The organism is Flaviflexus ciconiae (assembly GCF_003971195.1).
GTDB classification, from domain to species: Bacteria; Actinomycetota; Actinomycetes; order Actinomycetales; family Actinomycetaceae; genus Flaviflexus; species Flaviflexus ciconiae.
This window is the reverse complement of the sequence record NZ_CP034593.1, coordinates 2394619-2418211: the sequence shown is the minus strand read 5'-3', so window position 1 is coordinate 2418211 and position 23593 is coordinate 2394619. Positions and strand designations below refer to the sequence as shown.

Below are 23593 nucleotides of genomic sequence, written 5' to 3'. Positions count from 1 at the left end.
CAGGAGCACGAATACTCCCCGCCCACCCGGCTTGTTATTTCGTCTTATTCGGTGGCTTCCAGCTTGTAGCCGAGGCCACGAACGGTCTTCAGCATCTGGGGCTTCGAAGGATCCAGTTCAATTTTTGAACGCACGCGCTTCACGTGCACGTCGAGGGTCTTTGTGTCGCCAATGTAGTTCGGGCCCCAAATCCGGTCAATGATCTGACCTCGGGTGAGGACACGGTTCGGGTTCCGCATGAAGAGCTCGAGAAGCTCGAATTCGCGCAGCGGCATGGCGACCGTCTCGCCGTCGATGTGGACTTCGTGGCGGTCGGTGTTCATCGTGACCCGACCGACGGACAGCGACACCTCTTCTTCGCCGGAGTCCTCGCTTGCTCCGCGACGTAGCACGGCTCTCATGCGGGCCACGAGCTCGCGGTACGAGTAGGGCTTTGTCACGTAGTCGTCGGCCCCGATCTCCAGGCCAACAACCTTATCGATCTCCGAGTCCTTCGCGGTCAGCATGATGACGGGGACGGAGGACTTTTGGCGGATCTGCCTGCACACCTCGGTGCCGCTGAGGCCCGGGAGCATGAGATCGAGAAGGACAATATCGGGCTCGACCCGGTCGAAGCTGTCCACAGCCTCCTTACCGTCCCGACGGCGACAACTTCGTAGCCGTCACGGCGGAGCTTGAATGCGAGAGTGTCTCGGTAGGACGCTTCGTCTTCGACGAGCAGAATCGCAGTCATCGGATTACCTCTTCCTTGGTGTCCGGCGTATTCGCATACGCCGCTGGAACGATGAACGTGAAGGTCGAGCCTTTACCTGGCTCGCTCCACAGGGTGACACGCCCGCCGTGGTCGGCTGCGACGTGCTTAACGATTGAAAGGCCAAGGCCACTACCACCAGTATCCCGTGTCCTGGCCTCATCGCCACGGTAGAAACGTTCAAAGACGCGTTCGCGTTGCTCGGTGGAGATGCCAACGCCCTGGTCAACGACAGCAATCCTCATTTCGCCATCGAGTTCGCTCAGCCCAATTGAAACGCGACCGCCCTCGTTCGAGTACCGGATCGCGTTGTCGATGAGATTGCGTACCGCTGTTGTCAGTAGCGACTTGTCACCGAAAGCTGTCGCCTGCTCCACCGGCGCGGACACGAGGGAGATACCTCGGTTGTCGGCCTCAACGCGGCAGCGGTCGATCGCCTCGGAGATCACCTGACCCAGATCAACGAGCTCGGAATTAACGAGCGCGGCACCGTCTTGAAGGCGGGACAGTTCAATGATGTCCTGCACGAGAGAAGCAAGGCGCACAGATTCCCTCTGCAGCTTCTCGGTGAACATAATGACGTTCTCAGGTTCGTCCGCACATTCCTCGATGGTTTCAGCGAGCAATCCGATCGCTCCCACCGGTGTTTTTAGTTCGTGAGAAATATTGGCAACGAAGTCGCGCCTTGTTTCTTCCAGTCTTTTCGCTTCCGTGGAATCAAAGAACAGGACAAGGAAACGGTTTCCGCTCATCGGCGCTACCCGGACGGACAGGATGAGTTTGCCGGCCTCCTCAAAGGACCGCCGCATCGACACTTCCATATCCATAGCTTCCCCGCTCTCGCGGACCTCGGCAACGGCGGTAGCAATCTCGGAGCGAGTAACACGTGATCCGCGGACCAACCCGAGGGAATAGGCAACCGTGGAGGCGCGCTCAACATCTCCCATGCGGTTCAGAAGGATATGGGCTTGCGGCATGGCCGAAAGGATAGCCTGCACGTCGCCTTCCGACGGCCCGGGCTCGTCAACTTCCATGCCTTTCTGACCCTCTCGTGACGACCGGTAGGCATGCATGGTGTAGGCTCCTACAACAATTCCTAGGAGCGCTGCAACGATCATGTAGACGATCCCAGAGGCAGGCATGCTTCCAGACTAGACCGTCAAAGCAAGAATCACCCATCTAGTTCCACGTGAATGACTTTCTGTTTACCTCATCCTTACAAGTAGTTAACCCGGCTATGATGAGATCAAGCTCGGAAATTGTTTACCCACTCCAGAATCACCAACATCAAGGAGTCAAAGTGCGCGAGATCTTCAAGCAGGAAATGCAGCAGCTCGGCGACGATCTGCTCAAGCAGGGGCGCGAAGCTGCGCGCTCAATGGAGGGGGCCGCCGAGTCCCTCAAGAACGCCAATCTAGCGCTTGCCGAGCAGGTCATCGACGCCGACAAGAGGATCGATGCTCTCGAGCGCAACCTCGACGAGATGGGAATTTCCCTCCTCGCCCGTCAAGCACCCGTCGCAGCAGATCTTCGTACCGTTGTTTCAGCCCTCCGTATTTCTTCCACCCTCGAGCGCATGGGTGACCTTGCGCGCCACGTTGCCTACGTTGCACGCGGCCGCTACCCCGAGCGCGTCAACTCCGGCGAAGTCTATGACCTGCTGGTTGAGATGGCGGAGCACGCCACGATCGTTGGCCACCGCGTTGCCGAGCTACTCGACAGCCACGATCTGGAGCTCGCCGAAAGGATCGAAGAAGAGGACTCGATTCTCGACAAGCTTCACCAGAAGTCGTTCTCCCTCATCCTTGACGAGAAGCAGCACATGGAGCGTCAGGAGCTCATCGACACCGTTCTCCTTGCCCGCTACATGGAGCGCTACGGCGACCACGGCGTTTCGATCGCCCGCCGCATTACGTTCCTTGTCACCGGTATCCACGCCGAACGAAACATGTCAATTGGCGACGTAGCCCTGGGCTACGAGGAGCGTCAATAATCCATTCGAGGAACCTGCGCTAACTTTTACAGGACAAAGCGCTAGCTCCCCAAGGATTCCGTAGGGACCGGCACCGGCATACCCAACCAGTCACTTCGAGAATCCCACCCACGCACAGTGAGGGCCCCCGTTCAATTGAACGGGGGCCCTCAGCTACTTCAGGGGACTTACTTGCCCTGGTTGGCAACGGCCGCGATCGCGGCTTCTGCTGCCTCGGGATCGAGGTAGGTGCCACCGGCCTTGATCGGCTTCAGGTCTTCATCCAGCTCGTAGTAGAGCGGGATACCGGTCGGGATGTTGAGGCCAGAGATCTCCTCGTCGGAAACACCGTCGAGGTGCTTAACGATTGCGCGGAGCGAGTTGCCGTGTGCGGCAATCAGGACGGTCTTACCCGACTTGATGTCCGGAACAATCTCCTCATCCCAGTACGGGAGAAGACGCTCGAGGACGTCCTTGAGGCACTCGGTTGCGGGGATCGGCTCACCTGCGTAGCGGGCTTCCTGATCCTGCGAGAACTCGGATCCGAGCTCGATCGGCGGCGGCGGAACATCGTAGGAACGACGCCACTGCATGAACTGCTCTTCACCGTACTCGTCGCGGATTTCCTTCTTGTTCTTGCCCTGGAGAGCGCCGTAGTGGCGTTCGTTCAGGCGCCAGTTGCGCTTGACCGGAATCCAGTGCAGATCGGCTTCGTCGAGGGCGAGGTTGGCGGTCGAGATTGCCCTGCGTAGCAGCGAGGTGTGGAGAATGTCGGGCGTAACGCCAGCATCCTTCAGGAGCGTGCCGCCGCGCTTTGCCTCTCCCACGCCCTTCTCGGACAGTGGGACATCAACCCATCCAGTGAAGAGATTCTTTGCGTTCCATTCGCTCTCGCCGTGGCGGAGCAGAACCAGTTTGTAGACCATGTACCTATCTTTCCATGTCAGTGGTTAACGGGTGGGGGACGGCGGACCTAGTCTGCCGACGTTTCGTGGGCCTTGGCCTCCGCGGCCTCGCGAGCATCGAGCTCCGCCTCAGCGTTCCTTTCGAGACGGTCCGAGTTCATGATGAGCTTCATGACCGCGGCGAAGGCGCCAAGCGCAAGGATTGAAGGCAGGACTGCAAGTAGGTTCTCCACGGGATTAGTCTAACGTCCAAGCGCGTCGATAACACGACGGAGAAGGTGAGTATCCAGCTGGCCTGGTGCTGAGCCTCCGCCGAGCGCTCCGAACGTTGCGACGGATCCGCAGGCTTTAGCCGCAACCCGCGTCCACGCGGCTTCCTGACCCATGGAGATTGAAATAACGGGAAGGCCGAAGCGGCCCTTTGCTTCACGGGTCAGTTCCATTTGACGCCAGGTATCATCCGAATGCTTCGGCATGTAGGCAATCTTCAACAGATCCGCCTCAATCTCTGCCATGTCATTCAACGTCGCCAGAATATCGTCGTTGCGGGGAGTGCTAGTGAAGTCGTGGTGGGATGCGATGACGGGAATACCAGCATCGTGCGCCATCGGAACAACCTGGTAGGCGGCAGACCTGCCAACCTCAACATCGATCGCAGCAAAAGGCGGGCGAGCAAGCCTCATGGCAGCGGCTGCGTAGTCATGGCCGTGCCCCGGGAACTTACCGCCCTCACGATCGGTTCGGATCGTGGCGATCACGGGCAATTCGATGCCCTCGAATTGCTCCGCGCACGCATCCCAGTCATCGCTCAAGTCAGCACGCCACTCGATGCAGTCAGCACCCGCCTCACGGGCCTCAGCGAGCTGAGCCGGAATCTCGGAAGGTGCTCCAAAAACGGAGACAATCAATGCGGGGACGGGGGACGCTCCCGTTAGCGGTTCGGGCAAACGCGGTTCCATACATACCTCCTGCCGGGCACCATCCCGGCATCTTCAATTATGTCGGCCGCTTCCCGGCCCGGCCAGCCACCACAGGCCCCACGCGGACTCTCCCGCCTCAAACGCACCGCCCATACCGGCATCCCAGAGACTTGTGGGCTACTGCTAGCCGAGGCGAGACGGAACTGTGCCTGGGTTGGCAAGAGAAATTGACCGTCGCAATTCGACTAGTCGACCTGGAGTTCCCCCATGTCGTCCCAGTCGTTGCCGTCGATCTGACGGGAGATGATCTTCGGGGTTGCCGTCAGGTACTGCGGGAACTCTTCCTGCATCTTCTTAAAATGATCGGATTGGACATGGGGCCCTGCCCCATCGTCCTCGAAGCCCTCTACGAGGACATAGGTGTTCGGTTCGTTCACCGACCTTGACCATTCAAAGAACTTATTGCCGTCCTCAGCGAGGGTGGCCTCGGTGAACTCTGCACTGATCTCGGGCCAGCGGTCGGCATACTCGGGCTTAATCGGAAACTTAACGACGATGAGAATCATGGCTTCCCTTCCATAGGTTTCTGCGAGCCCAAACGGGCTCGCAGTGGCGGCGAATTCCCTAACGCTTTAAGACGCAAGTCGACACCTGCATTCTGTTCGCGACTTCCCCGCCACACTTACGCTAATCGCCCAGGCAGCATCGTGTCCCGTCATTTCGCACTTGGGGGAACAACCGTGCCAACTGGCCACGGCGGACTATTCCCGGCAGCCAACTCAGCACGGATACCCAACAGAGCACCGGCACCTCCGGCACTTGCCGGACGCTCGCGCTCCACGACAGTCATCCACGACAGGCACAGATGCTTACACCGGGTCGACACCTAACCATCTCCACAGCGACATCAATTCTGTTGCTTCTGTCACGTCCGGGATGCTAGGGAATAGATCAGCAGATTCCGCGTTGTCTTATATAGTTCAAATTTAAACTATTTTTCGAGAAGGGGAGCAGCATGCAGTTCGGAGTTTTCACAATCGGTGACGTCACGACCGATCCCACGACGGGCGAGACGCCCACAGAGAACGAGCGCATCAAGGCAACCGTTGAGATTGCCAAGCATGCGGAAGAGGTCGGCTTCGACGTTTTCGCAACCGGCCAGCACCACAACCCGCCATTCGTTGCCCCCGGCAACCCGCCTACCCTCCTTTCGTTCCTTGCGGCACAGACGGAGAAGATCACGCTGTCGACCGCGACAACCCTGATTACGACGATGGATCCGGTTCGCCTTGCCGAGGATTACGCCTACCTGCAGCATCTTGCCGACGGTCGTGTCGACCTGACAATGGGTCGTGGCAACACGGGCCCCGTCTACCCCTGGTTCGGTAAGGACATTCGCGCCGGCATCCCCCTCGCCGTTGAAAACTACAACCTTCTCTACCGCCTCTGGCACGAGGAGCAGGTGGACTGGCAGGGTAAGAACCGCACGCCGCTCTCAAATTTCACAGCAACCCCGAGGCCGCTGGACGACGTTGCCCCCTTCGTGTGGCACGGTTCGATCCGCTCCCCCGAGATCGCAGAGCAGGCCGCCTACTACGGTGACGGCTTCTTCCACAACAACATTTTCTGGAACAAGGAGCACGTCATCCAGATGGTGCGCCTCTACCGTCAGCGCTACGAGTACTACGGTCACGGCAAGGCCCACCAGGCTTATGTCGCTCTCGGTGGCCAGGTATTCATGCACAAGAACTCGCAGGAGGCAGTCCGCCAGTTCCGTCCCTACTTCGACAATGCCCCGGTTTACGGCCACGGGCCCTCGATGGAGGACTTCACGGAGATGACACCGCTGACCGTCGGCTCGCCCCAGCAGGTCATCGACCGCACTCTCGAGTTCCGTGACTGGGTTGGCGACTACCAGCGTCAGATGTTCCTCATCGACCATGCCGGCCTGCCGCTAAAGACCGTTCTTGAGCAGCTCGACATCTTCGGCGAAGACGTTCTGCCGGTATTGCGCAAAGAATTCAAGAAGAACCGTCCTGAGGACGTTCCTTCCGCACCGACCCACGACTTCCTTGTTAAGCGCCACCAGGCTGGCGAGGACCCGGTTCCCGGAGGCAAGGAAGGCTCGAAGGCATGGGAGGACGCACAGGAGCGCAAGGCCAAGCTTGAGGCCGCCGCTAAGGAGATGGAAAACAACTGATGGTAGCTATCGAGAACGCTTTCGAATCGACCGATCCGTTCACTCCCGAGGCACGGCACATCGCCGTTGTTTCCGGCGGACTCGGCGACCCTTCGCAGAGCCGAATGTTGGCCGACCGCCTCGCCGAGGCAGCCACCGACGCACTGTCAGGGTCCGGTGTCGTACCCGAGGTCCACGTTGTTGAGCTTCGGCTCCTCGCCTCGGACATCTCCAACGCGCTGATCGCGCACAACAACTCCCCGCGCTCCAAGAGGCTATTGACCAGGTCATGCAGGCAGACGGCGTCATTGCCGTCACCCCGACCTTCAAGGCTTCCTACTCGGGCCTGTTCAAGTCCTTCTGGGACCTTATCGATGAGGAGGAGTTCGCGGGCACCCCGGTTCTCTTGGGAGCCACGGGAGGAACCGCCCGCCACTCGCTCGTTATCGACCAGGCCATGAGGCCGCTGTTCGCCTACCTCAAGGGTGTTACGGCGCCCATGAGCGTATTCGCCGCCTCGGACGACTGGGGCCGGGTCGAGGGCGGAGCTGACTCCACTCGCACCGAGCCGATCCATCAGCGGATCGCGAAGGCCGGTGCCAGCTTCGCCAGCCTCCTCGAGGGTCGTCCAGCACGCCCGCGGAAAAAGAAGGAGACGAATCTTGAGGATCTCGAGGTGATTCCCTTTGACCAGCTCCTCAACGGTTAGTCGCTGGACTCGGTCCGCGAACCCCGCCCACCGCGAGCACGGCACTGACCGACAGGCGTGGCGCGCCTACTGGGAAGCAACCGCGCTTCTTCGTGACCGCTTGGAAAAGCAGCTCAAGGACGAAGCAAATCTCAGCCTCACCGACTACAACCTGCTTCTTCTGCTGAAAGAAGCAGGGGGCTCGATGAGGATGGGCGAGCTCGCCAACCGGATGGTGTTCGCTCCTTCACGAATAACGTACCGAATCAAGCACCTTGTGGAACGCGGCTACGTCACGCGCGAAGTCGAAGGGCGGACCGTCGTGGTGCGGTCGCCACGATCACCGATGCTGGCAGGGACTGTTTCCGTGATGCGGCACAGCTCCATTCAGCCCAGGTGGAGGAACTGTTCCTGAACCGCCTCCAGCCCGGCGACGCCGAGGTGCTCCTCCGTGTCTTCGAGGACGTTGGCTGCCACCTCGACACAGACAGTTAGAAAAATGAATATCCCCGGCAATCAAATGATGAAGCCGGGGATATTCACGTTTGTCGATGGCGTTCGCCATCGAGCATCTGGTTAGCTCATGAACTTTCTAGTGAATAGATTTGCCTCTTTGCTCGGGCAGGAAGAACGCGGCCCCGGCCGCTATTGCAAACGCAATGGAGAAGACCGTGAACGTGAGAACGTTTCCTCCCCAGCCGATAAAGAGGGGGACAAGAAGCGGAGTGATGATCGAGGCGATACGACCAAAGCCGGCAGCGGCTCCCGTGCCTGTTCCTCGGACGGTCGTCGGGTATAGCTCTGGGCCAATCGCGTAGAGCGCACCCCACGCACCGAGGTTGAAGAAGGACAGCATCATGCCGGCTGCAATGATCTGCCAGTCCACAGCCGCCTGACCGTAGAGAATTGCTGCCACAGCAGACCCTGCGAGGAAGATCGCGAGCGTGGAACGGCGGCCAATTTTCTCAATGAGGTAGGCCGAGAGAGCATAGCCCGGGATCTGGGCCAGCGTGATGATAAGAGTGAACTCGAAGGACTTAACCAGCGAGAAGCCCTGCGCTGTCAGGAGGGACGGGATCCAGGTGAAGGCGCCGTAGTAGGAGAAGTTGATGGCGAACCAGATGATCCACAGGGCAATCGTGCGGCGCCTCATCGAGGGCGACCAAATAGTCAGGTGCTTATCGACCTGCGGAAGCTTGTACTTCTCAGCATCCACCTCGGACTGGACGGTCGGTCCCGTGTACTCGTATTCAGGGCCGGCAGATTCCTCGTATTCCTGAACAATCTTCTCGGCTTCGTCATACTTGCCCTTGGTCTCCAAGAAACGAACCGATTCGGGTGCGTGGAGACGAATAACAAGTGCGTAGATCGCGGGCACGGCGCCAATGACAAGGCCCCACCGCCATCCATCATCCGAACCGGCGACAATGAAGTAGCCAATCAGAGCGGCAAGGATCCAGCCGATAGCCCAGAAGGCTTCAAGCCAGACGATGACGCGTCCGCGGATTCTCTTCGGCGCAAACTCCGATACCAGCGTAGAAGCCACGGGCAGCTCGGCACCCAGGCCAAGGCCAACAAGGAAGCGGAATACCAGAAGAACCCCGAGGGAGGTAGCAAGGGCCGAAGCCCCTGTTGCAATTCCGTAGATCAGGAGGGTGAGGGCAAAGACAGAGCGGCGACCAATCTTGTCCGCAAGCAGACCACCAAGAGTCGCTCCCGCTGCCATGCCAATAAAGCCGACGGAGAAAACCCACGACTTCTCGCTGTCGGTCAGTCCCCACTGTTCAGCAAGCGCAGCGACAATGAAGGAGATGAGTCCAACATCCATCGCGTCCAGCGCCCATCCAACACCCGATGTTCCAAGAAGCTTCCCGAGTTTCTTCGTAAACGGCAGCCGCTCCAGCCGCTCCGACCGTGCAAGCACCTCTTCGTCGCGCGATGCTTGATCATCTGCAGAAGTATTCATCAACGTCCTTTTATCTCGTAGGAGACCGCGCCCAGGTCCCCTCGAATTCCTGGGATGTGGCTCGATGCTACACCGCATACCTTTCAGATCAGCACAATTCCCCACGGTGAGACCGTCGACAATCCGCTAGAAATCGCCAATAGGTCAGGCTATGGGTCGGAAACCATGACGAAGACATCACCACGGCAAGCACTTTCCGAGCAGATCAAGTACAGCACCCATTACGCGTCAACATCCGGATACGTGATGCGCATCATCCCCAGCCTTTAGTCCCGGAAAAGGACTCGAAGGGCGCCTTAGAGTGAAGTCACGACATTACTTCCCAAGTGTCATAGTTGGTAAGGCCCGTCCCGATCGGACGGGCCTTACTTTTTACGGGGCGAGTTCGCCGAACGACCTACGTCCCCAGCAACCCGATAACGTCGAGGGTGTTGGGGTGCGAGCATTCAAGAGCGCACATTCAGGGCTTAGCGTCAAAACTCTTGTTGCGTGGAATCCGGACGGAACTGTTGCTCTCGAGCACCGGAGAGATCATCTTGGTTCGCGACGTTCTCCGCGCTCACACTGTGGTACCGATGAGCCCCAGGAGCCGGGCCAACCGGCACATTCTCCTCAAAGCTAGGATCGACTGGGCGGCCCCAGGCATAGGACTGTTGCACGTGGGGCTCAAAAAGAAATTTTTCCCCCATCGCATCAAACATACGGAACGCACGATAGATACCGATGGTTAGCAGTACTGCACCCAAGAATAGGAAAACAATGCCGAAGATGACCAGCACTTCAATGGTGTCGTCCGACCGGCTGGAATACGAGTAAGAATATGAGTTCCACGAATCGACAGCGATGCAATAGGCAATCCCACCCAATAGGATTCCGAAAAAGGACGACAAAATGCCCCACAGAATGAATCCAGCACTCTTCATGTGTTGAATAGCAGGCACGCAAATCACTCATCTCTCAATTGCCGACACGACGCCGAAAGCGGCGGTTCATAATCAGCCTAACGACACCAATTAGTGCAACCTGGCCAAAGGTCCCAAGCCACTGGACCCGAAACGATTTCCGTGCGGGGCATGCAACATGATGATGGAAAGTTCGACAGAAAATAGGAACACTGCAGTCCGATAACAGAAGATTCCAGCTCGGTATCTACCAATCTTTCGCCGCGCCCCGTGTGCCCTGGTTCCGTAGTGTGGTGGTCATGAGAGCAATGAAGCTGACAACGTCTGCGGCGGTAGCACTACTTATCGTTGCCGCATGTAGCGATGCAACCACATCCGACGAGGATGCCACCGACAACACCGGAGCCGACGACAACACCACCGAGGCCACGGAGTCACCCACGCCCGACGAGACTGGGGAGACAGATGAGGCAACGGAGGGTGAGCCTAGCGAGCCGGAGGAACCTGTCTATGAGCCTCGGACTCTCACCCCGGATATTGATGACGTAGAAATCCCGGACTATTCCGATGGACCGATGGACTGGGATGTTGCACCCGGACCTGACGGTACAATTCCTGCACTGCCGTGGTATTTCGGAGAGCCTGCTTACCGTTCCGCAGAACAAGTCGGGGACGAAGAGCCGTTCCAGTGGGACGCGACCCTGCACGAGGTTGTATGCGGGGTGGACCCCGGTGCATTGAATGAGGAATATCGCGACAACCTGACAGACTCTTATATTGGCAAAGCAAATCAGGAGCTGTGCAAGGTAACGATCCAATACGACCACATCGGTAGCACTCCAGGTGTTCCCGAACTGCCAACCGGCATAGTCATCGACGACACCGAATACGAGCAACCGTCAGACCCTGCCCTGGACTTCATTAACGACCAGCTCTTCGATGAAGCCTTTGCCGAGGATCTTCGCACTGGCGACAGCGTCATCGCCGTGACCTATCTGGAAAAGCCTATCGACGAAGAACTCCAGGCAATCTACCTCGGGCCCGACGCCACGCAGGTTCGGATGTGGCTACTGCTGGAACCATACGAGGCGCCATAAACAGCAAACAGACCCAAAGATCGAATCGGTCGCGATAACTCCCACCCGCCGGGCAAAACCCCGAGGCGCCAATGACGTCATCGGGCCGATTACATGCGAAACCCCCGCAGGGCGGGGGTTTCGGAGCTGAGCCGCCTGTCGGAATCGAACCGACGACCTATTCATTACGAGTGAATCGCTCTACCGACTGAGCTAAGGCGGCGCTGGGTTATCAGCAAACCGAGCTTACCCAAGCCCGGAGCTCGATTTCAAATACTCAGCTATGGCGCTAAACACGATTGCGCCCCGGTGGGTGAACCGGGGCGCTGGATCGTAGTTGACGGACTAGTTGGCAGGGCAGGTTAATCCGTCTTCGGGGATTGTCCCATCGACGAAGTAGTTGTCCACTGCATCATCAATACAGGAGCCAGCCGTGCCGTATGCGACGTGACCCTCCCCTTCCCAGGTCAGGAGGATGCCGTTGTCGAGTTGCTCAGCCAGGCTGACTGCAGCCTCGTATGGGGTTGCCGGGTCGCCGACGGTTCCGATGACAATAATCTCGGAGGAGCCTTCCGCTACGAACGGTCCAGGGACCTCATCGGCCGTGTGCGGCCATTCGTTGCAAAAGACATCTCCACCCTCAAAGTAGGGAGCGAATGTCGGAGCATCTTCGTGGAGTCGAGCATCGTTTTCCGCAACGGCTTCTTCATCAGCATCGGCGGGGTAGTCAATGCAGTTGATCGCCCAACGCGCCTCCAGGGAGTTGTCCATAAACTCACCGGACATGGTGTCACGTCCGATCATGAGGTCATTAAATGACAGAAGGAGGCTTCCGTCACCCCGCTCGATTGCCATGCTCAGAGCTTCCGTGAGGTAGGGCCAGGACTCTTCGGCATAGAGAGTGGTGGCGATACCGGTGTAGTAAATTCCCGGGGTCACGGAGCGGTCATCAATCATCGTGGGAAGTGGGTTTTCGAGGCTGTCCTCAATCTGTCCCTGGAGGAACTCCTTGGCCTCGTCAGCAGTGTCGCCTTCCAGCGGGCAGTCCCCGTCCTCCAGGCAGTATTCGACGTAGGCCGTCAGCGCCTTTTCGAAGCCGACCGCCTGGAAGTAGCTGGAGTCAAGAGAGGAAATCGCAGGGTCAACGGCTCCGTCAAGAACCATGCGTCCCACGTTGTCGGGGAAGAGCTCGGCGTACTGGCCACCAAGATGGGTGCCGTAGGAGAAGCCGAAGTAATCGAGCTTGTTCTCTCCAAGTGCCGCCCTCATGACATCCATGTCCCTGGCAGCGTCGATCGTTGACACGTGCTCGAGGAGGTCACCCGAGGTATCGACACAGGACTGGACGATTTCTTTCGTGTCTTCAAGCGACTCCGCAGAGCCTTCGTCAGTGTCCGGGTAGCTCGCATCGAGCACGAGGCCAAGCTCATCATCGGGCATGCAGTCAACCGGTGCCGAGTCGCCGACTCCGCGTGGATCAAAGCCAATGATGTCGTAATTCTCGATAATGGGATCATTGAAATAGAAAGTCGCGCTCTCCGCCACATCCTTACCAGAGCTTCCAGGGCCACCGGGGTTAACGAACAGCGAGCCTTGAGCTTCGCCTGTCGCGTTTGCCTTCAGGACAGAGATCTCGATCGTTTCACCATCGGGATCGTCATAGTCGAGGGGAACCGTGATTTCGGTGCATTCCGAGTTGATTGTTCCGGATTCCTCGCAAGCCTCCCACGTCACCTCCTGTTCGTAGAAGGCTTCGAGACCCTCGGGAATCGGGGCCGTTGACTCCCCGGGGTCTCTAGACCCATCAGAGGAGAGCTCTTCACCGGGCACAGATGATGAGCAGGCGCCGAGGAAGAGGAACAGAGAACCGAGGGCGGCGATAGAGCGTTTCACGCCTTCAGACTAGACCAGATACCTGCCTATCCTCGACGGCGGAAGACTGTCTGGGGATTGATCCCCCGGTCAGCGCCTCATCACCATCATCATCGCTTCGATAGCGAGCTGCGGTGCAACGTTGGCTCCGATGCGTTCACGAGCCAGCGAGATTTCATCCATGATCGCAATCGTTTTGTCAGCCGTGATCGATCCCGCGATGTCTTCGATCTCCTTCTCGAAATCAACATTCACAAGATCGGTGCCAGCCTCCAGCTGTACGACAAGGACGTCCCGGTAGAGAGATAGCAGATCGATGAGAGCGCGGTCGTGAGCGTCGCGAATCCGTCGTGTTTCTCGCTTCTTGTGCTCGGACTCCAGTTGCTTAAAGTGGCTTCTCATTGCTGGCGGAATGGTTTCATCGGGTGCCAGGCCCAGGGTCCTGCGGAGTTCCGCAATTTCGCGGTCCGCACGATTCTCACCTTCAGCCTCCGCTTGGACCTTCGAGCGGTCGATGAGTGCCTGCGCAGCTAGGGCCGCATGCCCTGCCGTCCTAATCCCGTAGGCGCCACGAAGATTCTCTCGTCTGCGCTCGCCCGCACCGGGGTCTCTCGCAAGGGCTTTCGCGGCCCCCACGTGGGACTGAGCTGCTTTCGCGGCGATTAGGGCGGCGTCAGGATCAATGCCGTCACGGCGCACCAGCAGGTCTGCAACTTTTTCCGCCGCGGGGATCACGAGATTGAGCCCCCGACATCTTGACCTAATTGTTGTCAGCACATCGCGGGGCGATGGTGTGCACAGAATCCACACGGTACGGGGCGGCGGCTCTTCAATTGCCTTGAGGAGAACATTTGTTGTTCTCTCAACCATGCGGTCGGCCTCTTTGATGATCATGACTCGCCACGCGCCAACCGTCGGTGTTGACTGTGCGTGGGAAACGAGTTCACGTACCGATGCGACGGTGATGGTCGTTGCTTCTGTGGCCAGAATTTCAACATCCGGATGGGAATCGGACATGACTGTCCGACATCCCGAGCACTCACCGCACCCCACTGGCTCGCCGGTGCACTGGAGAGCAGCGGCGAAGGCCTTAGCGGCGGTTGATCGTCCCGAACCGGGGGGCCCGGTGATCAACCAGGAGTGCGTCATTCCCGCGCTGCCGGTGCGGGCAGCCGTAGCGGCTCGAGTCAGCACTTCGATTGCCGCTTCCTGCCCTGCAAGGTCATCGAAGACGGTCATAGGCCGTTCCGATGTCTGCGGAGATCTCCTCGGGTGTCCTGCTTGCGTCAACGACCACGAACCGGTCTGGCTCTTTGGCGGCAAGGTCGAGGAAGGTCTGGCGGACCTCCGCATGGAATGCGTCGCCTGCGGATTCGAGCCGGTCCTTTTTGGCTCCTACGCGCTGTGCACCAATGACGGGATCAAGGTCAAGAAGGATCGTCATGTCCGGGACAAGGTCCTCCACGGCCCACCGGTTGAGTTTCGTGATCGTATCGATGCCGAGTCCGCGGGCACCGCCCTGGTATGCGATCGAGGAGTCCATGAAGCGATCGGTGATCACGGTGGCGCTCCGCTCGAGGGCGGGGCGAACAACCGTTGCCATGTGGTGCGCACGGTCGGCTGAATAGAGGAGAGCTTCCGTCCGAGGGGACAGATCTTCGCCGTGAAGCAGTGCCTGGCGGATCTTCAGCCCCAGGTCGGTACCTCCCGGCTCGCGGGTGACAACAACGTCGCCGCCTGCCTGCCGGATTCGTTCTGCTAGCTTCCGAATCTGGGTGGTTTTCCCGGATCCGTCACCGCCTTCAAAGGAGATGAAGCGGCCGGTCACGACCCGCTCTCCTCCGTGGCCTTCTTCGCAGGAGCCCTGCGAGTTGTGGTCTTCTTCGCCGCAGGCTTCCGCGTCGTTGTCGTCTTTTTTGCCGCGGTGGTCTTCTTGGCGGGTGCCTTACGAGTGCTCTTCTTTGGCGGATCATTCTTGAGCTTCTCGCGCCTCATTTCGAGTAGCTCGAATGCTCGCTCGGGCGAGATCGTCTCGATGTTGTCCGCTACTCGCAGTGATGCGTTGATCTCACCATCGGTGACGTAGTGACCAAAGCGACCGTTCTTAAGAACAACGGGCTTCTTCGAGATCGGGTCTTCGCCGAACTCCTTGAGCGGAGCGGCGGCAGCGGCGCGTCCGCGCCTCTTCGGCTGAGCAAAAATCGCCTCGGCCTCTTCAACGGTGATCTTGAGGAGTTGCTCCTCGGTTTCGAGGCTCCGGGAGTCGCTTCCCTTCTTCAGGTAGGGACCGAACTTTCCGTTGTGGGCGGTAATCATCGTGCCCTCGGCGTCGGGTCCGACGTCGCGGGGAAGCGACAGGAGCTCAACTGCCTGGTCAAGAGAGATCGTGCTGAGATCCATGTTCTTAAACAGGGATGCGGTCTTCGGCTTCGCTGTCTTCGGGCTGTCCTCCGGGAGGACCTCGGAGACGTAGGGGCCGAAACGGCCGTTCTTCGCGACAATCTCCTTGCCGGTATCGGGGTGGACGCCAAGGATCCGGCCGTCATCCTTGCCCTTCTCCAGGAGCTCCTTCGCTTTCTCAAGCGTGAGCTCATCCGGGGTGAGTTCAACCGGAACGTTCGCGCGGAGCGGGTCGCCGTCTTCAATGGCCTTCTCGATGTAGGGGCCGTACTTGCCGACTCGCAAATCGACACCTTCACCGAGGCTCATCGTATTCAGGGCTCGAGCATCGATTTCGCCGAGGTTCTCGACCTCGTGCTGAAGACCCTTATGGTCGTCATCGCCGTGGTAGAAGGATTCCAGGTAGGCAACGCGATCGGTCTTGCCGCTCGCGATCCAGTCGAGTGAATTCTCCATCTGGGCCGTAAAGTCGTAGTCAACATACCCGGGGAGGTTCTCCTCGAGAAGACGGATGACGGAGAAGGCAATCCACGTGGGCACCATGGCCTGTCCGCGGCGCTCCACGTATCCGCGATCGGTAATAACCGAGATCGTCGAGGCGTAGGTCGAGGGGCGACCAATGCCAAGCTCCTCAAGCTTTCGGACGAGCGAAGCATCCGTAAAGCGGGGCGGCGGGGTCGTTTCGTGACCCTCGGCAACCGCACCGGGATCGACAACGTCAACAATGTCGCCCTCGGACAGCTCCGGCAGGCGGGACTCTCCGTCCTTCTCCTCATACCGGGACTTGTCTTTACCTTCCTCGTACACGGCAAGGTAGCCGGGGAAGGTAACGACCGTGCCGGAGGCCGAGAGGCCGGCCTTCGAGAAGCCCGCTGCCTGCACTTCCGTGCTCATCTGTACCGACGATGTCAGGAGGTTTGCATCCGACATCTGCGACGCTAGGGTGCGCTTCCAAATAAGCTCGTATAGCTTGTACTGCATGCCGGACAGGGCGGACTTCACCTGGTCCGGGCTACGGAACTTATCGCCCGCCGGACGGATTGCTTCGTGGGCCTCTTGGGCGCCCTTCGCCTTCTTCGAATAGAAGCGGGGCTTTTCCGGGATGTAGGAGTCACCGTAGCGTTCCTTCACCTGGGACCGTGCCGCAGAAACCGCTTCCTTCGATAGGTCGACGGAGTCGGTACGCATGTAGGTAATGAAACCGTTCTCGTATAGTTGCTGGGCCTGGCTCATGGTTTGACGGGAGTTGAGTCCAAGCTTGCGAGAGGCTTCCTGCTGAAGCGTCGATGTGGTGAACGGCGGAGACGGGCGTCTCTTCGAGGGCTTCGACTCGACCTTGAGCACACCGATATGTGCACCCGTCAGGGCTTCCGCGAGCGCCTTCGCACTCTCTTCGTCGAGGACTGCTACGTCCTTGCGGATTGCGGCAGGGTTGAGTTTGCCATCGTCACCGAAGTCGCGGCCCTGAGCAACGGGACGATCGTCGACGCTGGTGAGTCGTGCCTTAAATGTCTCTTCGGCGCCCTCTTCACCGCCGTGGACTTTGACGGCCACGGACCAGTAGTTGGACGACACAAACGCCATGCGTTCGCGTTCGCGCTCAACGACGAGGCGGGTGGCGACGGACTGTACGCGGCCCGCGGAGAGGCCGGGACCGATCTTCCGCCAGAGGACCGGCGAGACCTCGTAGCCGTAGAGCCGGTCAAGGATTCGGCGGGACTCTTGTGCGTCGACGAGCTGCGTGTCGATCTCGCGGGTGTTCTCGAGGGCCCGGTCAATTGCTTCGCGGGTGATTTCGTGGAACACCATGCGCTTGACCGGAACTTTCGGGTTGAGGACCTGCAGGAGGTGCCAGGCGATTGCCTCGCCCTCCCGGTCCTCATCCGTTGCGAGATAGAGTTCGTCGGCGTCTTTCAGGAGCTTCTTCAGCTCTGTGACTGTCTTCTTCTTGTTCGCGTCAACGATGTAGTAAGGGTCGAATCCGTCTTCCGTGTTGACGGCGAAGCGCCCGTAAGGCCCCTTCTTCATGTCAGCAGGAAGTTCCCGTGGCTCCGCTAGGTCCCGGATGTGGCCGACTGATGCTTCGACCACAAATTCCGAGCCAAGATAGGCCGCAATGGTGCGGGCCTTGGCTGGAGACTCCACGATGACAAGCTTGGTCACTGAACTTCCTTCGGTTGATGGATCCGGCGAGGGACTAGGCACAATATATAAGGAGTAGCACCCCGTTGTTCAACTCGCCGCTCGCACTCGGGCTCACGATATCACCCGCCAAGGACGAGGGCGCCAGCTCCAATCAACTCTCTCACGGCCGGTAGAACAGCTTCCGTCATCTCGTCTTCGGGGACGGACAGGAGCTGGGCAAGTGCCGCAATGATCTGTCCCGTGGTCAATTCCCCATCGCTTGCTCCCAGGAATCCTGCAACTTCTGCACTGACGGGAATCTCCCGACCGTGGGCGGTGATGGAGATGTGCCAAGGGTCGGGTTGGCCCGGCGTGTGGAGCCGCGTCTCGAGAACAGCCTTCGAAACCAGGCGCATGGCAAGCAACTCCTGATCGGAGGCTCCCGCCAGCTCAAGCCCCGCCCATGTTGAATCAACAAAAGTGTCGGCAATCGGCCCGCGATAGTCTTCGAGGCGCTGCGGCCCATCCTCTGCCGCGATCGTCAGGTAGCCAAAGGCGATTGAGGTGTCCTTGGCGGACTCTCCGAGCCAAACGCAGTAGGCAGAATCGTAGGCAGAGCCGGTTAACTGGCTTTCCCGCAACCACATCTCGGCGTATTGGGCTGGGTCAATAGCGTCTCGAAGGACTACCCAGGCCTTCTGGTCCCCCAGCCATTCCTCAACCGGTTGCTTCCACGCTTCGCCGAAACTTCCGCTTGTCACATCCGCTGCGACCTGCCAGTTGCCGAGCATCCAGGCTATTCCGTCTTCGGTGAGGTGATCCTTGGTGCCGACGATTGCTTCCTGCAGGAGGGAATCACCTTCCACGCCGCCGTCCCGATATTCGAAGGTCCCGATCATGGCGCGGACCTTGGCGGGCGTAATAACGAAGGGCGGGTTGGAGACGATCCGGTCGAATCGTTCGGGGGCTGGCTCGTAGAGGGATCCGAGACGGGTCTCCACCTCGAGCCCCGCGAGGCTGGCGTTGAGCTTCGTGAACGCTAGCGCCCGCTCCGAGACATCGGTGGTAACGACCTTGGCGCCCGCCTTGGCGGCAAGAAGCGCGTGATAGCCACACCCGGTTCCCAGGTCGAGAACTGTCTGACCCGCCTCGAAGGAGGTCAGGCTGGCGAGGGTCTTTGTTGCCCCGCCCACCGGCATGACGTGATCCGTACTGGGAGCCTTGCCTTGGAGAGGGCCGAGGTCGGAGGCGATAAGGAGTTCCCCTCCGCCGTGCCGATCATCAACCGGGACGGGACGGATAGCAATGCAGGATCGGATTGAGTCAGTGACGAGGCCAGCTTCGATGGCTTCCTCGAGCGGGATTGAGGGGAGCACCTGCTCATACTCTTCCAAGCTGAGCCTCCCACCGAGCATGAACAGGGCGGCAACGAGTGCCATGCGGCTGGGATTGCGATCCACGGAACAGATTCCAGGGAGGCGTTGCTCTCTCGCAATGCCGGCCATGCCAACCGGGCCGAGGGCCGTTGCGACCGCCGATTCTGTGTAACCAGCAAGATCCTCGCAGAGCCGATCAGCCAATTCTAGGAGTTTCAACACGTTCACCATCCCTAAACTTGACACTTTCTTGAAACTAACTGGAATGTTATCTGAAATTCTGTCTAACCCAACACCCGTTCTGCTCTTCTGTCCGATACGGGACTATGGTGTGAAGTTGTGACCGCTGATTCCACGCTCGCACCGAAGGACCGTAACAAAGTCCTCGTTGTCCTGCTTTCTTCGCTATTCATGGCGCTCGTCGCCGTGTCGATCATCAACGTTGCCCTCCCTTCGATTGAGAAGGGGCTCGGGGCTTCTTCAACGGGACTTCAGTGGGTGCTGTCCGGCTACTCCCTAACTTTTGGAATCGTTCTCGTTGCCGCCGGTCGAGCTGGCGACCTCCTCGGCCGCGAGCGCCTGTTTATTGCTGGCGTGGCCGTGTTCGGCATCTTTTCCCTCCTCGCGGCCCTCGCGCCAACGATCCTTGTTCTCAACATTTCCCGCGCCTTCATGGGAATTGGTGCAGGCCTCATGAACCCTCAAACCACCGGAATCATTCAGCAACACTATCGGGGGCCGGAGAGGGCGCGTGCCTTCGGCATGTTCGGCGCAGTTGTTGGTGTTGCCGTTGCTATTGGACCGGTTCTCGGCGGCACGATTATCAATATCTTTCCCGAAGGGGTGGGGTGGCGGTGGACAATGGGAATCAACGTTCCCCTGTCAATCATCTCCATTATTCTCGCCCTTATGTGGCTACCGAAGACGCCTCGCGCTCAGGCCGTGAAGCACGATCTCGATCCGGTTGGTGCGCTACTGCTCGGTGCGGCTGTCCTCTTGTTCATGCTTCCGTTCATGATGGCATCCGACAATCGCGCCACCTGGTGGTTCGCTCCAGTTGGTGTCATCCTCGGGATTGCCTGGCTTGCCTGGGAACAGCACTACCGTTATTCGGGGCGTTCCCCCATGGTTAATCTGTCCCTCTTCCGTATTCGCACCTTCACGCTGGGCTCGGCGATGATCACGGTCTTCTTCGCTGGTACCACAACCATCTGGGTCCTTATCGCGCAGTTTGTCCAGAACGGCGCCGGCGAGTCTGCGCTGGTTGCGGGAATGGTTGGCTTACCGTCAGCGGTGGTTTCGATCTACACCTCCTATATCGGAGGAAAGCTGGTCGTGAAGCACGGCCGCTGGCTCGTTGTCACTGGCCTGCTTCTGAACATTACGGGTCTCTGCCTCGCGGTGTGGGCGGCCTTTGCGATTGTTAATGGAGCGCCCGTCTGGGTCCTCTCCCTCGCCGTGCTCCCGATCGGGTTCGGGGCCGGCTGGATCACTTCACCAAACCAGACGCTAACGCTTCGAGAGGTTCCCACAAACCACGGCGGGACCGCGGGCGGGATCATGCAGACCGGTCAGCGCATCGGCACGTCAGTGGGCACGGCAGCCGTCACCGGCCTCTACTTCAGCCACATCTCATCCGGACACGATGTTGCGTTCCTCTGGGGTTACTCCCTCATTGCGCTTTTCATGGTTCTTGCCCTCTGCATTGCACTCATCGACGCCGTCAAGGGCAGGGGCCAGGACACCGTCTGAACCGTGGTTCGATTCCAGCTTCAACCAGGGAATTGACCTTCCCGCAACGCCAGATGGCAGGGCCGGTTGCGCACTTTCAAACAACAGCCCGCAGCCGGCCCAGCCAACACCTACTCCTAGGCCGCCCTGATTTCCACCGAGTTGAATCCGGCAGTCGTTGCCAGCTCAGCAAGGCCGGCAAATTCTTTTGACCATTCCTTTAGATCCCACGCTTGCGCCTCCCGTTGGAAGGTTTCCGAAGTACCAATTGCGCGTGCCTCTTGGAGAGCAAAGGACGTCACTCCCTTTTCCTTCAGCCGACTAAGGAGCTCCGGGAATTGCACAGCTGCGGGGGAACCCGGGTGGACGGTTGTCCTGATCTCGTAGTCAACTCCCGATTCTAGGACTATGTCGAGGCACTTCCAGGATCTGGCGCCCTGGTCGTAGCCGACAACGCTCCTGTAGTCACCAACAAGGGCCTTAATGTCGAGACCCACCCAGTCAATCCGGTCAATGAACCGTTCAAGCCTGGACGGATATGGGCCTGCAGTGTGGACGCCGACAAGGAAGCCTCGCGCCTTGACGTCGTCAATGGCGTGGCCAAGCGCCTCTTGACGCAGGGCTTCCCCTCCGGTGAAAACAACGCCGTCAAGCAACCCTCGCCTGTTATCCAGATGCTTCACGACATCACCCCAGTGAACAACTCCCGGCGTTTTCGGGTCCAGTATTTCCGTGTTCTGGCAGTAGCCGCACGCCCAGGGGCAGCCCTGCAGGAATACGGTGGAGACGAGTTTGCCGGGCCAGTCGACTGTCGATAGCGGAACGTGGCCCGCTATCGACAGGTCGGTGGCAACGGAGACGCTCATCGGCTCGTAGCCTCAACCGGAGCGCGGCTGCCGATCTTGTTCTCGGTCAGCATGAGCCGCTCGGCGTATTCCCCCTTCTTTCCGATGTTGAACGACTTCACGGGACGGAAGTAGCCCATGACGCGCGTCCACACTTCACACTCCACGGGTTCTGCACCCGGATTCTCTGCCGCACACCGGTCGCAGGTGAAGTGCTCACCGGCAAGATAGCCGTGGGTGGGGCAGATCGAGAAGGTGGGCGTAATCGTCAGGTAGGGCAGGCGGAACTTCGTGAGGGCCCGCCTCACAAGCTGCTTGCACGCCTCGCCCGAACTCATCTTCTCGTTCATATACAGGTGAAGGACCGTACCACCCGTGTATTTCTTCTGAAGATCGTCCTGAAGCATGAGCTCCTCGAACGCATCATCCGTGTAGCCAACGGGAAGCTGAGATGAGTTCGTGTAATACGGGTTGGCCTCGGTTCCTGCCCGGAGGATCGTCGGGAAGCGCTTGCCATCCTCCTTTGCAAACCGGTATGTGGCACCTTCGGCGGGGGTGGCTTCCAGGTTGTACAGGTTACCGGTCTGCTCCTGGTAGGAAATAAGTCGCTCATTGACGTGGTCGAGTATCCGCAGGCACATGTCCGTGCCCCATTCGTCTGAAAGATCATGCTCATCGAGGGTGAAGTTGCGGACCATCTCATTCATGCCATTCACGCCAATAGTGGAGAAGTGGTTGTTGAGGTGACCGAGCCACCGCTTCGAAAACGGGTACAGCCCACCATCCATGAGTCCCTGAACGGCAACCCGCTTGGCCTCCAGCGTGTCGCGACCCAGGTCCATGAGCTCATCCAAGCGCGCAAGGAGCCCCTCTTCATCATTGGCATAGAGGTAGCCAAGCCTTGCCATGTTGACCGTGACGACGCCGATTGAACCGGTCAGCTCGGCTGAACCAAACAGCCCGTTACCACGCTTGAGAAGTTCCCTCATGTCGAGTTGGAGGCGGCAGCACATCGAACGGATCATGCCGGGATCCAGGTCCGAGTTGATGAAGTTCTGGAAGTAGGGAAGCCCGTACTTCGCCGTCATCTCAAACATCCGGTTGGCGTTCTCGGTATCCCAATCGAAGTCGGGCGTGATGTTGTAAGTGGGGATCGGGAAGGTAAAGACCCGCCCATCGGCATCCCCCTCGATCATGACCTCGATGTAGGCACGATTGATCATTGCCATTTCCTCAGCCAGGTCACCGTAGGTGAAGTCGCAAATTTCTTCGCCAATCATCGGCTGGTTATCGGCAATGTCCTCGGGGCAGGTCCAGTCGAACGTCAGGTTCGTGAACGGGCACTGGCTCCCCACCGGGACGGCACGTTGAGGTTAAAGATCAGTTCCTGCATGCACTGCTTCACCTGGTCGAACGTCATCGAATCCAGGCGCACGAATGGCGCCATGTACGTGTCGAACGACGAGAATGCCTGGGCGCCCGCCCACTCGTTCTGCAGTGTGCCCAGGAAGTTCACGATCTGACCGCAGGCCGATGAGAAGTGTTTCGGCGGCTTCGAAGCGATGGCTCCCGGGACTCCGTTGAAGCCCTGCTCTATCAGCTGGCGGAGCGACCATCCTGCGCAGTAGCCCGACAGCATGTCGAGATCGTGAATGTGAATGTCTCCGTCGCGGTGCGCGGCCGCAGCCGCTTCTGAATACACCTCGGTTAGCCAATAGTTGGCCACCACTTTGCCCGAGGTGTTGAGGATCATCCCTCCCAGCGAATAATCCTGATTGGCGTTGGCGTTAACGCGCCAATCCGAACGGTCAAGGTACTCATTGATGGTCGATACCGGGTCGACGCTGACGGGCTTTCTGTTCATTTCTTCCTCCATGTCAATCGCT

Annotated in this window: 18 protein-coding genes, 1 tRNA gene and 3 pseudogenes; 6 read left to right on the top strand and 16 right to left on the bottom strand. The window is 59.0% G+C overall.

Translation table 11 applies throughout. From position 1 onward, the window contains the following. Positions 1-44: 44 nt before the first annotated feature. A pseudogene (locus EJ997_RS10760) lies at positions 45-733 on the bottom strand (response regulator). Further along, positions 730-1893, bottom strand: coding sequence for a sensor histidine kinase (locus EJ997_RS10755; RefSeq protein ID WP_126704552.1), 1164 nt, complete (start codon positions 1891-1893; stop codon positions 730-732). The pseudogene EJ997_RS10760 and the gene EJ997_RS10755 overlap by 4 nt, the downstream one beginning before the upstream one ends. A 158-nt stretch (positions 1894-2051) precedes the next feature. Here EJ997_RS10755 and phoU point away from each other — a divergent pair, with 158 nt between their 5' ends. After that, positions 2052-2744 (top strand): phosphate signaling complex protein PhoU, encoded by a 693-nt coding sequence (gene phoU, locus EJ997_RS10750; protein ID WP_126704551.1) that lies wholly within the window; start codon positions 2052-2054, stop codon positions 2742-2744. 167 nt (positions 2745-2911) lie between these two features. On the opposite strand, the gene EJ997_RS10745 is transcribed toward phoU, so the two are convergent. The 4 genes from EJ997_RS10745 to EJ997_RS10735 form a co-directional block, all read right to left on the bottom strand. Continuing rightward, positions 2912-3649, bottom strand: coding sequence for a phosphoglyceromutase (locus EJ997_RS10745; RefSeq protein WP_126704550.1), 738 nt, complete (start codon positions 3647-3649; stop codon positions 2912-2914). A 47-nt stretch (positions 3650-3696) separates the two neighbouring features. Then, positions 3697-3861 carry a hypothetical protein gene (locus tag EJ997_RS12990; RefSeq protein WP_164719972.1) on the bottom strand — a complete coding sequence of 55 codons (165 nt, stop codon included), beginning with the start codon at positions 3859-3861 and terminating at the stop codon, positions 3697-3699. Positions 3862-3870: 9 nt separating this feature from the next. Continuing rightward, the gene (aroD, locus tag EJ997_RS10740) at positions 3871-4587 is read right to left on the bottom strand and encodes a type I 3-dehydroquinate dehydratase (protein WP_126704549.1); all 717 of its coding nucleotides are present in this window, start codon (positions 4585-4587) and stop codon (positions 3871-3873) included. Between the two features lie 206 nt (positions 4588-4793). Beyond that, positions 4794-5114, bottom strand: coding sequence for a putative quinol monooxygenase (locus EJ997_RS10735; RefSeq protein WP_126704548.1), 321 nt, complete (start codon positions 5112-5114; stop codon positions 4794-4796). 449 nt (positions 5115-5563) lie between these two features. Between EJ997_RS10735 and EJ997_RS10730 the strand changes: the two genes are divergently transcribed. The 3 genes and pseudogenes from EJ997_RS10730 (at position 5564) to EJ997_RS10720 (ending at position 7830) form a co-directional block, all read left to right on the top strand. Further along, complete coding sequence (locus EJ997_RS10730) at positions 5564-6748, top strand: LLM class flavin-dependent oxidoreductase (protein WP_126704547.1); 1185 nt, start codon at positions 5564-5566, stop codon at positions 6746-6748. 238 nt (positions 6749-6986) lie between these two features. Continuing rightward, positions 6987-7436, top strand: a pseudogene (locus EJ997_RS13220) (CE1759 family FMN reductase); the annotation flags it as partial. Then, positions 7414-7830: a MarR family transcriptional regulator gene (locus EJ997_RS10720; protein WP_206501653.1), complete on the top strand. Its 417-nt coding sequence runs from the start codon at positions 7414-7416 to the stop codon at positions 7828-7830. The pseudogene EJ997_RS13220 and the gene EJ997_RS10720, both read left to right, overlap by 23 nt. Before the next feature lie 177 nt (positions 7831-8007). Here EJ997_RS10720 and EJ997_RS10715 read toward each other — a convergent pair whose 3' ends face one another. Together EJ997_RS10715 and EJ997_RS10710 are read right to left on the bottom strand one after the other, a co-directional pair. Further along, positions 8008-9381: an MFS transporter gene (locus EJ997_RS10715; protein ID WP_126704546.1), complete on the bottom strand. Its 1374-nt coding sequence runs from the start codon at positions 9379-9381 to the stop codon at positions 8008-8010. A gap of 473 nt (positions 9382-9854) precedes the next feature. After that, complete coding sequence (locus EJ997_RS10710) at positions 9855-10304, bottom strand: hypothetical protein (RefSeq protein WP_126704545.1); 450 nt, start codon at positions 10302-10304, stop codon at positions 9855-9857. Positions 10305-10582: 278 nt separating this feature from the next. Between EJ997_RS10710 and EJ997_RS10705 the strand changes: the two genes are divergently transcribed. Beyond that, positions 10583-11380: a hypothetical protein gene (locus EJ997_RS10705; RefSeq protein WP_126704544.1), complete on the top strand. Its 798-nt coding sequence runs from the start codon at positions 10583-10585 to the stop codon at positions 11378-11380. Between the two features lie 129 nt (positions 11381-11509). On the opposite strand, the gene EJ997_RS10700 is transcribed toward EJ997_RS10705, so the two are convergent. The 6 genes from EJ997_RS10700 to EJ997_RS10675 form a co-directional block, all read right to left on the bottom strand. Further along, positions 11510-11582, bottom strand: a tRNA-Thr gene (locus EJ997_RS10700). 122 nt (positions 11583-11704) lie between these two features. Further along, a complete protein-coding gene (locus EJ997_RS10695; RefSeq protein ID WP_126704543.1) occupies positions 11705-13252 on the bottom strand; it encodes an alpha/beta hydrolase in 1548 nt (515 codons plus the stop codon). Between the two features lie 69 nt (positions 13253-13321). Further along, on the bottom strand, positions 13322-14470 hold the full coding sequence (locus EJ997_RS10690) for a DNA polymerase III subunit delta' (protein ID WP_126704542.1): 1149 nt from the start codon (positions 14468-14470) through the stop codon (positions 13322-13324). Further along, positions 14454-15059: a dTMP kinase gene (tmk, locus tag EJ997_RS10685; RefSeq protein WP_126704541.1), complete on the bottom strand. Its 606-nt coding sequence runs from the start codon at positions 15057-15059 to the stop codon at positions 14454-14456. The genes EJ997_RS10690 and tmk overlap by 17 nt, the downstream gene beginning before the upstream one ends. Then, positions 15056-17794 (bottom strand): type I DNA topoisomerase, encoded by a 2739-nt coding sequence (topA, locus tag EJ997_RS10680; protein WP_126704540.1) that lies wholly within the window; start codon positions 17792-17794, stop codon positions 15056-15058. The genes tmk and topA overlap by 4 nt, the downstream gene beginning before the upstream one ends. A 101-nt stretch (positions 17795-17895) precedes the next feature. Beyond that, positions 17896-19353 (bottom strand): methyltransferase, encoded by a 1458-nt coding sequence (locus tag EJ997_RS10675; protein ID WP_164719971.1) that lies wholly within the window; start codon positions 19351-19353, stop codon positions 17896-17898. 117 nt (positions 19354-19470) lie between these two features. Between EJ997_RS10675 and EJ997_RS10670 the strand changes: the two genes are divergently transcribed. Continuing rightward, complete coding sequence (locus tag EJ997_RS10670; protein ID WP_206501652.1) at positions 19471-20883, top strand: MFS transporter; 1413 nt, start codon at positions 19471-19473, stop codon at positions 20881-20883. 116 nt (positions 20884-20999) lie between these two features. Here the strand turns inward: EJ997_RS10670 and EJ997_RS10665 are convergent, their stop codons facing one another. Beyond that, complete coding sequence (locus EJ997_RS10665) at positions 21000-21728, bottom strand: anaerobic ribonucleoside-triphosphate reductase activating protein (RefSeq protein ID WP_126704538.1); 729 nt, start codon at positions 21726-21728, stop codon at positions 21000-21002. Then, positions 21725-23583, bottom strand: a pseudogene (locus tag EJ997_RS10660) (ribonucleoside triphosphate reductase). The gene EJ997_RS10665 and the pseudogene EJ997_RS10660 overlap by 4 nt, the downstream one beginning before the upstream one ends. Between the last annotated feature and the right edge of the window lie 10 nt (positions 23584-23593).